This is a genomic window from Bradyrhizobium sp. CB82, from assembly GCF_029714405.1.
Taxonomy (GTDB): Bacteria; Pseudomonadota; Alphaproteobacteria; order Rhizobiales; family Xanthobacteraceae; genus Bradyrhizobium.
This window is the reverse complement of the sequence record NZ_CP121650.1, coordinates 6,784,921-6,799,443: the sequence shown is the minus strand read 5'-3', so window position 1 is coordinate 6,799,443 and position 14,523 is coordinate 6,784,921. Positions and strand designations below refer to the sequence as shown.

At 62.0% G+C, this 14,523-nt stretch carries 15 protein-coding genes; 6 read left to right on the top strand and 9 right to left on the bottom strand.

The genetic code is table 11. The features are described from left to right. Positions 1 to 844 precede the first annotated feature (844 nt). Together QA640_RS33025 and QA640_RS33020 are read left to right on the top strand one after the other, a co-directional pair. On the top strand, positions 845 to 1,390 hold the full coding sequence (locus QA640_RS33025; protein ID WP_283036999.1) for a hypothetical protein: 546 nt from the start codon (positions 845 to 847) through the stop codon (positions 1,388 to 1,390). Positions 1,391 to 1,980: 590 nt separating this feature from the next. Continuing rightward, positions 1,981 to 2,325 carry a gamma-glutamylcyclotransferase gene (locus QA640_RS33020; RefSeq protein ID WP_283036998.1) on the top strand — a complete coding sequence of 115 codons (345 nt, stop codon included), beginning with the start codon at positions 1,981 to 1,983 and terminating at the stop codon, positions 2,323 to 2,325. 448 nt (positions 2,326 to 2,773) lie between these two features. Here QA640_RS33020 and QA640_RS33015 read toward each other — a convergent pair whose 3' ends face one another. Further along, on the bottom strand, positions 2,774 to 4,045 hold the full coding sequence (locus QA640_RS33015) for an IS256 family transposase (RefSeq protein WP_283036997.1): 1,272 nt from the start codon (positions 4,043 to 4,045) through the stop codon (positions 2,774 to 2,776). A 408-nt stretch (positions 4,046 to 4,453) separates the two neighbouring features. On the opposite strand from QA640_RS33015, the gene QA640_RS33010 reads away from it, so the two are divergent. Further along, positions 4,454 to 4,822: a hypothetical protein gene (locus QA640_RS33010; RefSeq protein ID WP_283036996.1), complete on the top strand. Its 369-nt coding sequence runs from the start codon at positions 4,454 to 4,456 to the stop codon at positions 4,820 to 4,822. Between the two features lie 232 nt (positions 4,823 to 5,054). Here the strand turns inward: QA640_RS33010 and QA640_RS33005 are convergent, their stop codons facing one another. Together QA640_RS33005 and QA640_RS33000 are read right to left on the bottom strand one after the other, a co-directional pair. Beyond that, positions 5,055 to 5,561: a DUF417 family protein gene (locus tag QA640_RS33005; RefSeq protein WP_283036995.1), complete on the bottom strand. Its 507-nt coding sequence runs from the start codon at positions 5,559 to 5,561 to the stop codon at positions 5,055 to 5,057. Between the two features lie 47 nt (positions 5,562 to 5,608). Next, a complete protein-coding gene (locus QA640_RS33000; RefSeq protein WP_283036994.1) occupies positions 5,609 to 6,145 on the bottom strand; it encodes a carboxymuconolactone decarboxylase family protein in 537 nt (178 codons plus the stop codon). A gap of 131 nt (positions 6,146 to 6,276) precedes the next feature. Between QA640_RS33000 and QA640_RS32995 the strand changes: the two genes are divergently transcribed. Then, positions 6,277 to 7,332, top strand: a complete 1,056-nt coding sequence (locus tag QA640_RS32995) for an AraC family transcriptional regulator (protein ID WP_283036993.1) — start codon at positions 6,277 to 6,279, stop codon at positions 7,330 to 7,332. Positions 7,333 to 7,348: 16 nt separating this feature from the next. On the opposite strand, the gene QA640_RS32990 is transcribed toward QA640_RS32995, so the two are convergent. The 4 genes from QA640_RS32990 to QA640_RS32975 form a co-directional block, all read right to left on the bottom strand. Beyond that, positions 7,349 to 8,449, bottom strand: a complete 1,101-nt coding sequence (locus QA640_RS32990; protein ID WP_283036992.1) for an alkene reductase — start codon at positions 8,447 to 8,449, stop codon at positions 7,349 to 7,351. A gap of 80 nt (positions 8,450 to 8,529) precedes the next feature. Further along, entirely contained in the window at positions 8,530 to 9,204 is a 675-nt protein-coding gene (locus QA640_RS32985; protein ID WP_283036991.1) for a peroxiredoxin-like family protein, read from the bottom strand. Between the two features lie 118 nt (positions 9,205 to 9,322). Beyond that, positions 9,323 to 9,838, bottom strand: coding sequence for a hypothetical protein (locus tag QA640_RS32980; protein ID WP_283036990.1), 516 nt, complete (start codon positions 9,836 to 9,838; stop codon positions 9,323 to 9,325). Between the two features lie 16 nt (positions 9,839 to 9,854). Further along, positions 9,855 to 10,736: a LysR family transcriptional regulator gene (locus tag QA640_RS32975; protein ID WP_283036989.1), complete on the bottom strand. Its 882-nt coding sequence runs from the start codon at positions 10,734 to 10,736 to the stop codon at positions 9,855 to 9,857. A 119-nt stretch (positions 10,737 to 10,855) separates the two neighbouring features. Here QA640_RS32975 and QA640_RS32970 point away from each other — a divergent pair, with 119 nt between their 5' ends. Further along, positions 10,856 to 11,077 (top strand): hypothetical protein, encoded by a 222-nt coding sequence (locus QA640_RS32970; RefSeq protein ID WP_283036988.1) that lies wholly within the window; start codon positions 10,856 to 10,858, stop codon positions 11,075 to 11,077. Positions 11,078 to 11,182: 105 nt separating this feature from the next. Next, entirely contained in the window at positions 11,183 to 12,355 is a 1,173-nt protein-coding gene (locus tag QA640_RS32965) for a patatin-like phospholipase family protein (protein ID WP_283036987.1), read from the top strand. A gap of 23 nt (positions 12,356 to 12,378) precedes the next feature. Here the strand turns inward: QA640_RS32965 and QA640_RS32960 are convergent, their stop codons facing one another. Then, positions 12,379 to 12,780, bottom strand: coding sequence for a hypothetical protein (locus tag QA640_RS32960; protein ID WP_283036986.1), 402 nt, complete (start codon positions 12,778 to 12,780; stop codon positions 12,379 to 12,381). Next, the gene (locus tag QA640_RS32955; RefSeq protein WP_283036985.1) at positions 12,780 to 13,700 is read right to left on the bottom strand and encodes an alpha/beta fold hydrolase; all 921 of its coding nucleotides are present in this window, start codon (positions 13,698 to 13,700) and stop codon (positions 12,780 to 12,782) included. Before QA640_RS32955 ends, QA640_RS32960 begins: the two co-directional genes overlap by 1 nt. Positions 13,701 to 14,523 lie beyond the last annotated feature (823 nt).

Below are 14,523 nucleotides of genomic sequence, written 5' to 3'. Positions count from 1 at the left end.
AACCACGCAGAGTGGCGGAAGGGGCCGTCCACCCCAACACGAGAGGCGATCGGTTCGCTGTCCTGGTTGCTCGACAACAAGCGAACGAGTGAGCCCAGACGCTTTGATCATCTGATGCCTGGACGTTCGAGATGGGTGCCGAGCTGATCGTTCCAGCTGCTTTTCACGGCGGCACGACGAATGCGAAAGGAGCGATCCAGCTTGTCACCGGGATGCTCAGCCCTTGCCATTGATGTCCTCGGCAGCGTACGAACCGAGCGAGCCGTATCCGTGTGCCGTGTCGGCGGCGATCGCCAGTTTTCTTCTCCGCCAGTATGGTCACGGGGCGCGTCCGGCGCGGACCTCGAGTGGCTGATCAGGTCCGAGGGACCGAACGTCCTCGATCGCCTTCCCGCACAGTTCGGGGCCTGCTTTTTTCCCTGCCGCCAAGCGTCGGCATTCCTCGCGGAAGTCAAAAAAGCAGGCCTTTCACTGTCCTCCGCTGCGCTCCGGGCCATGCAGGCTGCGAGTCGATCGCCCGGGGGCATAAGACGCGCCATCGAGATCCTATGATCAATGGCGGCGACGTGTTTTCGTGTGAATGTTGGATGACTCCCAAAGAACATCCGCACAAAGAGATCAACGCAATCTTTGTTTCAGTGGAGTTGAGTCGGAAAATTTGGCTGATCACGTCTTTGTCACCGGGAGCTGGTGAGAAACCATCCCGCCAAAGCTGCGCATATCCATTGACGCGACGGAGCGGCCGTGATTCGATTCGCAGCACTGGCCACAACAGGCCAGGCAAGCGGCCCGCACAGGTGGTAGCAACACCTGCGCGAGCCTAACCCTCAACATGGAGCAAGCCATGTCTCAGGCTGATTCTGCCTATACCACGAGTCGTTTAATCTTTCCTGCCGGCCCGGCCGTTCGGCGCCGGCAGTTCGTCACCGGCAGCGCCGCTGTCCTGGCCGGGATCATCAGCGCCTCACGGGCTGAAAGCGTTTCCGTTCCGACCGCGCCCGACCCAATCCTCGATGCCATTGAGGGCCACCGCAGGGCCTTCGAGGAGCTGGGGCACCTGCTCGCCGAGCAGGATGCCGTCGAGCGCGAGCTGCGGCGTACGGCTGCCCCCAGGCGGGTCGAGCTGGAGGCCAAATTGGCTGGCCTTTGCGAGGCCGAAGGCGCACTTGGTCGTGCTGAGATGAAGGCCTCGCGTCGGCTCGCCACCACCGTGCCGGGAAGCCTGAAAGGAGCTGCCGCGGCGCTACAATATGTGCGCACGTGCTACGAAGTTGGCCAGTACCCCCTTTACGAGGAGGATGGTTACCGGCTGCTGCTGCTCTCGACTGAACGCGCAATTTGTGTGGCTGCTGGTCTCGCCGATCCGTATCGTGGTGTTGACTCTCGATAACGGTTGCGCGCTTCCTACGAGCGGGATGTGAAAACGAAGTCCTGTCGAACCAATAAGGCACCGCCTGACGAAAGCGGCGGGAACGGATATCTCCGACCTACGACCACCGTGCCACATCTCGGCTCCACAAGAGGCCGAAGAACTCACGACGAACATAACCAGCGGTCAAAATCTGAAACTCGGTATCCGACCGCGAGACTCTCCTATTTGAATGGGGCGCTGCGGAAGATCGGTCGAACCCTCCACATGAAATCCGGCCCAAGGCTCCATCTTTTGTGCAGCCTTGAAGCAATGGTTTGAGGCAAAGCTAGCATATGCCTAAGCACTCAGATCCTCTGAAGCACGGAAGCGCGTTCTCCGAGATTGGCGGCAGGCTGCCGATGTAACGCTGCACGACGCATCACAACCGCGCCCTGTCGCGACCGGCAAGTTAACAATGGCCGATTTCGATTACCCCGACCCTTTCGCGATGAACCGATTATTCGGGCACCTGACTAACCACTAGCCAACCAGTCCCGATGGGAGAGCCCAAGTCTCATCTACCTTCTTCTTTATGTCAGCGTCTCTCAATTTGAGCGACGGAGTAGCGCATGACATTTTGGGTCTTCGCTTACGGTTCGCTTATGGCCGATGGCTGGGAAACCGCCTATCGCTGCAAATTTCGCAGCCCGGCTTACTCGCGATCCTTCGACAAAGGTTCCATCGAGAGCCGCGGAACACGCGAACATCCTGCCCCGACGCTACGGATTATTACCTCAAACGGTGAGTGCCAGGGCGTCGCCTTTGAGTTCGATGACGAGCAACGCGACACGATCCTGGCCGACTTGCTGGAGCGCGAAGGAAAAAGTTTTCCCTTACGAGAACGGACGGTTCACCTGCCGGGCGGCAACTCCATCACCCACTTGTGCCGATCTATGAGGGGAAGCGGATTATAAAATATGACAATTTGCGCGAATTGGCTGAGATGGCGATCCGGGCTAAAGGCACGCGCAGTAACGGCGTAGAATACGCTCGCAGCGTCGCCGAGCACCTGGAGGGTGCTGGTGTAGAGGATAAGGCTGTAAGCGACCTCCTGCTTGAGATTGACGCCTGCCTGCGTGAAGCGGCAGCAAAGCCATAGCTTAAGGAGGAACCGCGCGGAGCAAGCATTTCTCCACCAATACGATGGATGAACGACAGGGTATCTTCAACGAATATTTTGATCGCGATCTTGAGCACTATTCGATTCACGAATTTCGTGTTGCGAGCACTGTTACGACGAACGACGACTTTGTCGCGAATGGCCCGGCACCGCAGCACGAGATAAACGGTTCCTCACTTCGGGTAAGGGGGATGTCCCGATCGCTGTTGAACTACGTCGGGCCGACGTTGCCGGAATGAATGTTACGCGGCCCTCGTGACGTGGGCAACGTTGATCGTCATGCGATTGTGGCGAGCTTGAAGGGCCGCACGCAAAACCGACAATTGCTTATGCGCCTTCAATCGTCGGAAGCCCTTGTTGGCCTCGATCATGCCGGCCGCGACCCATCGCAAGGCCATGCCGGCATCCCGCCAGCGTTTGACGTTGCGCGTGACGCGGCGAATGGTGCCCATCATGTTCTCGGCGATGTTGGTACAAGCGAGCGATCGACGAAGCTCCTTCGGCAGCTTCAACCGGACGACAGTCAGGATTTCGTCGAGGCCTTCGAGGATGCTGGCCGCTACGCCGGGCCATTGCTGGTCGAGTCGACGCGCGAGATTGCGGATCAATTTTTCAGCCTTGTCGGCGTCATCGAGCTCCCAGGCCTGGCGCAGCACCCGACGGGTGGCCGCATGATGCTCTTTCGGCAGGCGTTCCATGATGTTGCGCGCCTTGTGGATCTGGCAGCGCTGGATCGCAGCGGCCGAACCGAAGGTGCGGCGGATCGCCTTCGACAACGCCTTCGCGCCGTCGGCGATGAACAGTCTTGGCACCGTCGGGTCGAGCCCGCGCGAGACCAGGTTGTCCAGCAGGGCCTGAACCGTTGCGGCGTTCTCGGTCGCCCCTTCCACCAGCGCCAGCGGATGCTTGTTGCCTTCGCCGTCAACCCCGATCGCGGCCACCAGCACGAGATCGTCGCCGAGATGCAGCCCGTCGATTTGGACCACCAGAAGGTCGAGCGCGGACAGATCGGCAGCCATGAAGTCGGCCAGCCGCGCCGCCGACAGCGCTACGAACCTCCGCGAGGCCGCCGACTTCGAAACCCCCGATCCGGGCGGTGCCGGCACGTCACCCTCGGGCAGCCGGACAGCGCGGCCGAACCGGCGCGTCGACACATTGATCAGCATCAGGTTCATCGCCCAGCGACCGAGCCAGTCCTCCTCCGCCGCCGTTTCCCAGCTCGGGATCGTGACCTCGCGGCCGTCCACGCCCCGGACCCGCGGGCGCTCGACCTCGATCTTGCCGCCGTGGAAGCCGATCCGTCCCCGCGTTCGGCCCCAACGGTGCGCCCGCCGCGCCGCGTCGCGACCGTGGCGCGGCCCGCAGGCCGCCGTGACATCCGCCTCCATCATCGTGCCGAGCGCCTCGATCCCTGCCGCAAGGCAGAACCGATCGAAGCTCGCCCGCACTTCTGCAAACGCTTCGTCCACAGCCCCGGTCGCCGGCCAACCAGCCGGTGTGATATCTCTCGTCATGGCGTTGCTCTCCTTTGTGGAATCAGCACCCCGAGCCTACCGGCTCAAGGTGGGCAACGCCGACCTCTTCAGAAATTCAACAGAACCCGGGACATCCCCTCGGGTAAGATCTGTTATTTCCTAAGCCAGAGCCGCATTCAGGATGCCTTCTACCCCGAAGAGATCGAATTCTTTGCCAAAGAGCTCAAATGCCCGAACTGTTGCGCCGTGCTCGACGGAATGTTCTACATTTTCGAACACCCATTAAAGGTAAACGAATTTCATCTCAGTTCCATCGCCGAACTCGCACGAACTTCACCATTCCTGCTCCTGAGCCATCCCTTCGCTGCGAAAGTCTTCGAAGTCGTCAAGCGAAAAGCCGCTGTCGCGGAAACGCTCCCGGTCAATTCGATATGATATCGTGGGCGGATGGCTCGCGATGTTTCGGTTTCACCAACGCTTACCGATTTTGGTCCGCCGCCCGCCGCCAGGGTTGCCGAAGGTCGCTATAATCATGCTGGCCATTCGAAGCTCTATCTGGCCGATTCTCCTAAGACTGTTCGGGGAGAAATGCGCGCATCCGACCCGATATCCATCGCCGAGATCGAGCTCGATCTGCCATGCAAGGTGCTGGACCTGATGATCTCCGACGATGTCGGCGACGACGATGAGGAGGTCATTCAGTGCCTTGCGCGCTCAGCCCTATGCGCAGCCCCGAGAAAATCAGAAGGGTGGGATCGACTACGTCTTTACGAGGTTGTCGCCGAGTGCGCGGCATGCCGGTTTCAGTGCGATTAAATACGGGTCGGTACAGTATTGCGAGGGCGTGAATGTGGTTGTGCTCGAACCGCCAACTGATTTTGCTTCGGCGGCGCGCCTTATCCATACCGCTACGACCTCAGCCTAAATCTTTCTAGCTCTTTTGCGCTTCGCTTTGGTGCCACTACCCCGCTGAGCTTCAATTCGGTCTTGCGCGATCGCCGGCGAGTGGCAAGCTCGCCGGCGATGACCTCACCCTGCAGAGGTTGCGTCATTGGCGCGTCAGGCGAACCACGTCCTGCCTCAGGAGGTAGAGCGAGACGGCGAGCAGAACGACGTCCTTCATCAGAAAGGGCACGTTGCCCGTCATCGCCGGGAAGCCTCCCGCAGCGACGTCCCATCCCTCCGGCATGAAGGGAATGATCGTGACCGTCGCGATGAAGGTGCCGGTCGAGCCGAGCGCGCCAAGAACGCCGAGCCGCTTGTCCCAGAAGCCCGCGAGCAGCAGGGTCCCGAACGTCCATTCGGAAACGCCCAGGAAATAGCTGGCGCCAGCGTGGCCGAAGACCGGATAGAGCCACCAGATCAGCGGCCCGTTGCTGATGAACGGGACCAGTCGTTCGAACTCATACGGAAACCACTTCTGGTAACCGAAGAAGGCGAACATGATCACCATCGAGGCCCGGACGACGTGGTAGTCGAGGTCTTCGGCCAGCAGGCCGGAGTTGTACAGCGCACGGACGAGCGGATTGGGGGCGGTGGTGGAAAGCGTAGTCATGGTCGTGATCCTTTCATGCTAAAGATCTGACGGATCGCTCGGTCGCTTCATGCGACGGCGGGGAAGTCAATCTCGGTGTCGTTGATGCGGTTGAAGACGTTGGTGAAGACGGTGGTTGCGAAAGCAAGGCTGATCTCGACGAGCTGGGTGTCGCTGTAGCCGGCGGCCGTGATCGTCGCGAACTCCTCATCGCTGACGGTGCCGCTGGTCTCCGCGAGCTTGCGGACGAAGCGGGCCAATGCATCGCGCTTGGCATCGCCTGTGGGCTTGCCATCGCGGATGTTCTTCAACTCGTCGGGCTTCAATCCTGCGAGCTTCCCGAGCAGGCTGTGCGCGGCCACACAGTAATCGCAGCCAGCGACACCACTGATGATCAGCTTGATGGTTTCCTGGTCGCGCTTGCTGAGCGAGCCGGACGCGAGCACGGCGTCAGCGGCGAGGACCGACTTGAGCGCAGCAGGGCCATGGGCGGCGATGGCCGCGAAGGTGTTCGGCACGCTGCCGATCGCCTTCTTGATCTGCGCGTAGACTTGGCCGGACGGACCGGCATCGGATTCGAGATTGGGAACGGAAAGACGAGACATGGTGGCACTCCTTGTTGGGGTTGGTGAACGATTGCGGAGTGACAGTATGAGCGTCTGGCGAGACGTTGAATGTCGAGAAAGCTCGACTATATGCTCTATCGTCTCAAAAGCAGTCCGTCAGGGAGGTCGGCATGGATTGGCTCAGCAGGTTGTTCGAGATGATGCCGGTGCGCGGGCGGCTCGATCTGCGCTGCTCCTACGGCGCGCCATGGCGGATCGATCAAGGGCCGGGCGAGGCGAATGAGATCCCCTATCACGCGGTCGTCGGTGGCTCGGCGGTATTGGAGGACCCGGCCGGCGGCAAGCCGCTGCGGCTCCAGACCGGGGATATCCTGCTGCTGCCGGGCAATCCGCACCATGTCATGCATGACGGCGGCGGCGCTCGGCCGAAGCCAGCGCGCAATCGCCAGGAGCTCAATCTGATCATCAGCGAGAATACCGGCAAAGGAGAGCGGCTCGATCTCCTTTGCGGGCATTTCGCGATCGCGCCTCCGCACGATCGCCTGCTGCGCACCTACCTGCCGCCTCGCCTGGTCGTGCATGCCCGCGGTCCGGACGAAGGAGACAACGCCGCACAGCTCGCCGGTCTTGTCGCCCTGATGCGCGGCGAGTCGGCGAACCATCATCTCGGCGGCCGTGCGATGCTGAATGCGCTGTCGACCGCAATGTTTGCGCTGGTGCTGCGGCTCGCAAGCGAGGCCGAGGATGCACCGCGTGGTCTCCTCGCACTTGCCGGTCATCCGCGCCTTGCGCCGGCCGTGGCGGCTCTCTTCAACGAGCCTGCGCGCGCATGGTCGCTGCCCGACCTGGCGCGCCTGTGCAACTTGTCGCGCGCCACGCTCGCCCGGCAATTCCAGGCCAAGCTCGGGCGGTCGGCCTCCGATCTTCTGACCGACATCCGGATGACGCTCGCGGCCAACGAGTTGAGGAGGTCGTCTGTTTCGACGGGCGCCGTGGCGGAGGGGGTGGGGTACCAATCTGAAGCCGCCTTCCAACGCGCCTTCAGGAGCCACATGGGCGTCACTCCGGCGCGGTGGCGCAAGATGCAGGAGCCGTCGGGTCGGGACATATTCGCAAGGCCGGCAGCTCCAGCCGATGCGGATCCGGCGAAGGTCATTGAAGCTGATACCGTTGGCGAGCGTAGGCCCGCGAGGGACCGCGATGTGCCCTCGCTGGCCCAGCCATGAGCGAGGCGACCAAGGTTTAGGCCGCTGCCGCCTCTGCGGTCGGGTAGTCCGTGTAGCCGCGCGCGTCGCCGCCGTAGAAGGTCGACCGGTCGTAACGGCTCAGCGGCAAGCCCTGGCGGATGCGCTCCGGCAGATCCGGGTTCGAGATGAAGTGACGACCGAAGGCGACGAGGTCGGCGTCGCCGAAGGTGACGACGGCTTCCGCGGAGGCCGGGGTGAAGCCGCCAGCCGCGATCAGAGTCCGTGAGAACTTCGGCCGCAGATGCTGAGCGGCGATCGGCGCCCGGCCATGCGAGATCTCCTCGGTGCCCTTGATGCGCGGCTCAACAACGTGGAGGTAGGCGATGCCCAGGCGGTCAAGCTGCGTCGTCACGTAGCCGAACGTCGCCGCCGGATCGCTGTCCGACATGGATCCGTAGGTGCCGCTCGGTGCGATGCGCACGCCGACGCGATCGGCTCCCCAGACCGAGATGGCGGCCTGCGTTACCTCCAGCATGAAGCGGGCGCGGTTTTCGATGGGGCCGCCGTATTCGTCAGTCCTCTTGTTCGTTCCGTCCTGGAGGAACTGGTCGGGCAGGTAGCCGTTCGCGCCATGGATTTCGACGCCATCGAAGCCCGCGCGCAGCGCCCGCTCGGCGCCCGACCGAAACTCTTCGATGATGGCGGGGATCTCATGCAGCGCGAGCGCGCGGGGCATCGAGAACGGAACTTCGCCGCGTTTGGAGTACGCATAGCCATGGGCCGCGATGGCGGAGGGCGCGACCGGCGCGTCCCCGTTCGGCTGCAAGTCGACATGCGACTGCCGGCCGACGTGCCACAATTGCTGGAAGATGCGGCCGCCCTTGGCGTGGACCGCGTCGGTGACGCGCTGCCATCCCGCGATCTGAGTGTCCGAGTAGATGCCGGGCGCACCGGCATAGCCGTTGCCGCGGATCGAGACCGGCGACGCTTCGGAGATGATCAGCCCGCCCTTGGTCGTGCGCTGCTTGTAGTATTCGACCATCAGCTCGCTCGGGATGTCGCCGGGGTCAGAGCGCATCCGCGTCAAGGGCGCCATCACGACGCGATGGGACAAACGGTAAGGGCCGACCTGGGTCGGCGTGAACAGCTTGGACATGGGTATGTTCCTGTTGGGGAGCTTGAGTGGAAGGACAGCGGCCGGTGGTCATTGCGCCCCACCGGCCGCCTCATGTGCCGTCACACCTTGACGGCCGCCGCCCGCTGGAGGACCGGGATCATATCTTCAGGCTCCGGCCGGCAGGTGTAGTCAGGGTTCACTTCGGAATAGAGGATGACGCCGTCCTGTCCGATGACGTAGCGGGCCGGCATCGGCAGGGTCCAGCTCGGGTCGTCGTTGAACGTCGGCAGATCGTTCTTGAGCTGCTTGTAGAGCTCGACCAGATAGTCGGGCAGGTCGAAGCGCAGCCCGAACGCGGCGCCGACCTTGCCCTTCGTGTCCGACAGGATCGGAAAGGACAGCTTGTTCTGGCGCACCGACTTGCGGCTGTTCGGAGCAGTCTGCGGCGAGATCGCGATGAGCGAAGCGCCGTACCTGTCGAACTCCGGCTTGGCGGCTTCGAGCGCCTGCAACTCCATGTTGCAGTAGGGGCACCAGACACCGCGGTAGAAGCTGAGCACCAGCGGGCCGCGCTTCAGGAGTTCGGCGGAATTGACCACATTGCCCTCGGGATCCCTCAGCGAGAAGGAAGGGGCGACATCACCGGCCTTTTTGGCACGCTGGGCGGCCCCCGACTCGATCAATTCTGCCGTGGCGCGGTGCATCGTTTCGATGACGGAGCGAGGAACATTGTAGGGTGGCTTTCCGGCTTCGAAGTCGGCTTTGAAGGCATCGAGCTTGGCTTGAAGCGACATGACGGTTCTCCTTTGGGCTTTTGCGTGAAGGACGGCGGCGCCGTCCGTTTCGTTGAACTCACACGTAGAAAGCTAAAGGAGACCGCCGTACGAGGTAGCGGGCACGTCGGACTAGAGCTTATTCCGCCCTGGAATGATCGCCGCGCAGCAGTCCGCATCCCTTGCAGATGATCAGCTTGCGGTCCAGCTCCTGATCGAACTGCTGTTGCTCACGCTCGCATGCCGACACGGCTTCAGATTGAGGAGCGTCGGCCTTTTGCGGTTGACGATGGCCGACCGGAGCAAGCCAAGGCAGGCGCGAGGTCGGCACTGCCGACAGGTTCCTCGCAACCGGCGCGTCGGCCTTAGTGTGACCTGCGCTGACCGGCAAATTGGGGAAGACGCTCATAGCATCCTGCTGGTAGGCCGCATTTGCCGGTGAAAGCAGACCAGCAAAGACGACGGCTGCGGCGGCGGTGCGGATTGAACGATTCAGGATCGATGTGCGGGACATGGCGACACTCCTTTTGCAGGAGGCTCGGGATGAGCAGCTCCGTTGGGTGTCACCGTACTCATTCACTCGAAACCCTGAATGCCGGCCGGGATCGAAGACATGCTCGTTCGTCTCATCGGTCGCCAGCGCTCGTTGCTTCAACGGCCGGCTTACTCGGTTATGCGTTGAACGTACGCTCGAAGAAATCCACGAACGCACGGGCCTTGGCCGTTGTGGCCCGCCCGGTAGGAAGCACGGCCCAGAGGTCGAGGGCCGGGAGGCTCCATTCCGTCAGGACCGCACGCACGGCGCCCGATCGTAGTTCAGGGCTGAACATCCATTCCGACGCGATGGTGAGGCCGACATCTGCAAGCACCGCAGCTCTTACGCCTTCCGCAGCAGTTACCCGCAATCTGCTTTGAACCGTGACCGCCAATTCGGAGCTTTCGCGTCGAAACGACCAAATGCTGCCTTCTCCCTGGAGATAAACGACGGCCTGGTGCTTGCTGAGTTCACTTGGGGTCGACGGCGTGCCCGCGCGATCGAAATAGGTAGGGGTACCCAATACGAGGCGCTTGCATCTTGCGATCCGGCGAGCAGTCAGCGCCGAATCCATCATCTTTCCCATCCGAAGAGCCACGTCGATCCCCTCCTGGACGAGGTCGATCTGACGATCGTCAAGAATGACCTCCAGCTCCAGCTCGGGATGCTGCGCCAGGAATGTCGGCAAGAGCGGAATGAGATGGATGCGCGCGAAGGTCACGGCGGCGCAGATGCGCAGTCTGCCCTTCAGTCCGGCGCCGGCTCCGCGCGCGGCAAGCTCGGCCTCGGCAGCTTCCTCGAGGGCACGCCTGGCGCGCTCGAGATAACCGAGCCCAGCTTCCGTGGGAGCGAGTCCGCGCGTCGAGCGCGTCAGCAGCTTGACCCCGAGATACTCCTCCAGTTGCGCGACCGACTTCGAGACCGCCGGTTGTCCCACCCGAAGCTGCCGGGCCGCCCCGGAGAAGGATCCCGTTTCGACCACCCGCACGAACGTCTCCATTGAAGCCAGACGATCCATCCTATTCTCCGCAGGAATGAGCGATATCGCCGCGCCCTATCTGCCATGCCTGGCGAGAATTGGCCATCTCTCCATCCATCCAAGCGGTTGCCCGGCAAAGGAGAGAGTGATGTGCACCCATGAACACCCGATCGCAATTCCGGTCCGGAGCGCAGGTGCAGCTTCGAGCAGCTTGGCTCGCGAAGGCGGTCGCCCTCCAGACCATTCACCCCCTCAGCGCGACGGCAAGGGATGCTCTGTTCGCTTATGCGATGACGGGCAGCGCAGTGGCGAGCCTCGGCATCATTGCCGCGCCGCATCTGGAGGTGCTGCTGCGCTGCGTCTTCCATGGCCGCGGATGAAAGGCGCAGGCCGCCTGTGCACCTTGCGTAGTTGACAGGGCCTCGCCAGGACATTGAATCAGGCGCGGCAAGCGCACGCCAACAAGTGGAACCAGGATGTCCCGCATGGAGCAACCTATCGAACGCCCGACAGCGCCTACCTCGCAAAGCCATACATTCGAGCGGGCCAGCGTCCCTGGCCAGATCGTACTCGTTCTGCAGGGCGGGGGCGCATTGGGATCCTACCAGGCCGGCGTGTACCAGGCGCTGCAAGAGGCTGGCATCGAGCCGGACTGGATCGTCGGCACGTCCATCGGAGCCATCAACGCCAGCCTCATTACCGGAAACGCACCGCAGGATCGTCTGCCGCGACTGCGCGAATTCTGGAGCAGGGTGCAGCGCGTGCCGCAGTGGGGTTTTAGCGGCGTCTTTCAGGGTCTCGCTGACAGGTGGTCCTACTGGAGGACGCTGACGCAAGGCATACCCGGCTTCTTCACGCCCAACCCGCTCGCTCATACCGGCGATTTCTACCCGCTGGGCACAGACCATGCCGGCTTCTACTCGACCGCGCCGCTTGAGGCCACTCTCTCCGAGCTCGTCGACTTTAATCTCATCAACATAGGAAAGCCGCGCCTCACGGTCGGTGCGGCACACGTGCGCACCAGCCAGATGACGTATTTCGACAGCCGCCGCTGCGAGCTGGACGTGAAGCACATCATGGCGTCCGGCGCGCTGCCGCCGGCATTTCCAGCGGTGCGTGTCAATGGCGAACTCTACTGGGATGGTGGCATCCTCTCCAACACGCCCACCGAGGTGGTGTTTGACGACAACCCGCGCAGGGATTCGCTCATCTTCACGGTCCACCTCTGGAATCCAGTGGGCGGCGAGCCAAGCACGATGGCGGAAGTCCTCAATCGCCACAAGGACGTGCAGTATTCCAGCCGGATCGCAAGCCAGATCACGCGACATCAGCAAGCCCACCGGTTGCGCCACGTCATCAACGAGCTTGCGGCGCGATTGCCGGATGCCGAGCGCGACAGACCGGAGGTGCGCGAATTGATGGGTTATGGCTGCCAGACCCGGATGCACGTGGTGCAGCTGTTGGCTCCGCAACTCGATTACGAGGATCACACCAAGGACGTCGATTTCAGCCCTGACGGCATCAGGCGGCGTTGGGACGCAGGCTACGGCCACACGAAGGCAGTGCTCGCACGCGAGCCGTGGGTCGGGCAGTTCGATCCGCTCTCGGGCGTCATCCTGCACGAGGCTAGAGAGTTCAAGGCGCTCGCCGCAGAATGAGGGGGAGGTAAGCGCCGCATTCGTTATCCTGCACCGGCGGCGCTCAGCTGATAAAGCCGCCCGGTTGCGTCCAGGTCCTCGACGCGCCATTCGCCGCCGACACCGTCGATGATCCACCTGAGCAGCGCCCACAAATCGGTATCGACATTGGTGTCGTCCAAGGTCTCCAGCGCATAGGGCAGGGCGTAGACCTCGAGCCCGTCCGGAAACGGCTCGCCGCTCCGCCCGATGAACACCAGCGCGTAGATCATTCCCGAAGGAGCCCGCACGTAGCCAGGTCGCGACAAGCCTGCTGAATTCAGCGCGAAGCGGTTCACGAAGAAATCACGGAATTCGGTGTAATGGCCGAGGCGATCCTCGGTCAGCACCAGCGCCCTTCTAGTTCCGTTCGTTTCAGCATGATCGATGATTTCGATCTTCGTCATCACTGCCTCCCATCGATGCGGTCGAGGAAACTGTTGATCTTGCCGGCGATCTCCTCGCCGGAGTCCTCCTGCAGGAAGTGCCGACCCGTCACGAGTTCGGGTCCTTCGGCGTGCGGTAAGAGCTCTTTGAAGCGCGTCGCGAAGGTCTTGTGGTCGAATACCTCGTCCTCTCTGCCCCAGACCAGAAGTGTCGGAAACTTCGACTTCTTCAGCTCGCGCTCGAGCCATTCGAAGCGCGCGAAGCCGCGTGCGCTTTCGTCCAACGGTATCCAACGTGGCCAGGTCCATGTGAGAAGGCGGGATCCTGGATCGGGCAACATGTCCTCATAAATGGGCTGCGCCTCGTCCCTGAACTTCTTGCGATCGACCACGGACAGGTACATCCCGCGACCTGCAAGAGCGTTGTGCCGCCCGAGAATATACGGACCGACGAGGGGCGCGTGCATCATGCGCCACGGAAATATGCGCTTGTGGAATTCGGCCGGAGGCAGCGGCCATGCCCACGTGCTCATGATGACGAGAGCGCGGACGCGGTCGCTATTGGACAAAGCAAATCCAAGACCGGTCGGACCGCCCCAGTCGTGACAAACGATCGTAGCCTTGCGTACGTCCAATTGCCGCAGCAGGCTCGTGAGATTTGCGATGTGGCCGTCGAGGCTGTGAGCCTGTTCGCGGATGGGCTTCTCGGAGAGGCCGAAGCCAATCATGTCAGGAACGATGACGCGCCGGTTCGCCGCTGCGAGCGGTTTGATGAAATTCCGGTACAGAAAGCCCCAGGCAGGATTCCCGTGGAGGAGGACAACCGGATCGCCGGCGCCCTCTTCGATATAGTGCATGCGCCAACCATTGACGCGTTTGAATTTTGGCTCATATGGCCATTGTTCATGCGCGAACCGCTGCGCTGCTGCCGATGCTTTCATTCCTGTTCTCCTTGCCCAAAGCAGATCACAGCCTGGCTGTTGAGGCCCGGCAGCCTGACCACCGGACCCAGACATTTACCCGTCGTGAAATCGAAAGCGGCGACTTCGTGCTGGGCCACGCAATACAGCTCACTGTCCGGCCCAAACCGCAAGCCCCCGGCCTCCTGAATGCGGTCCCGAGTGCTTCGATGTCATGGAAGGGCCTCCGCCGAGATGACGAGCAACAATAGCTACGGCAGGTAAAATGCGGTGCGCGAAACAATTTCGGCAGGCCGGCGTTCGCAATAACGCTTATTCTTTAACGGAATGACTGGCTGGACCGCTCGGGCTATCGGCGGTCGGCGAAGCACGTGCGCATCAGACAACATCTCGTGGTCGACGCGAAAGCAGCAGTAAGTATTCGAGGGAAAATGCGCTCTATTAACTGGCTTTCCGCAAGCGGGCCGCCCGTCGGCACGATCGTAGTCGGCCATATCGAAATTCCGCGGCCGAAATCAGTGCCGGGCTACTTCCGGACTCAGTATTAGAGAGGTGCGTGCCGTTCGATGGTCTCGTCGGCGCGGGCAAGCAGTCTAGGTATATGGTGAGGCTGAACGCTTTGGCGTCAGGTCTGAGCAAACGGCGAGCAAAGTTCAAGAAACCGCAGTGAACCGGGTCGGGCGCAAATAACCAGGGTAGTTGATCGACTGTTCTGCGGAGTACCCGGCCTGACGAGCGTGAAAGGCTACAGCGTTGATATCGTTGGGGCCTTTCTTCGTCGAGAGGCCGACGTCCGCTGGACTTAGCGCTGATGACCTAAACCAATTCCCAGCGTGCGGGCCTT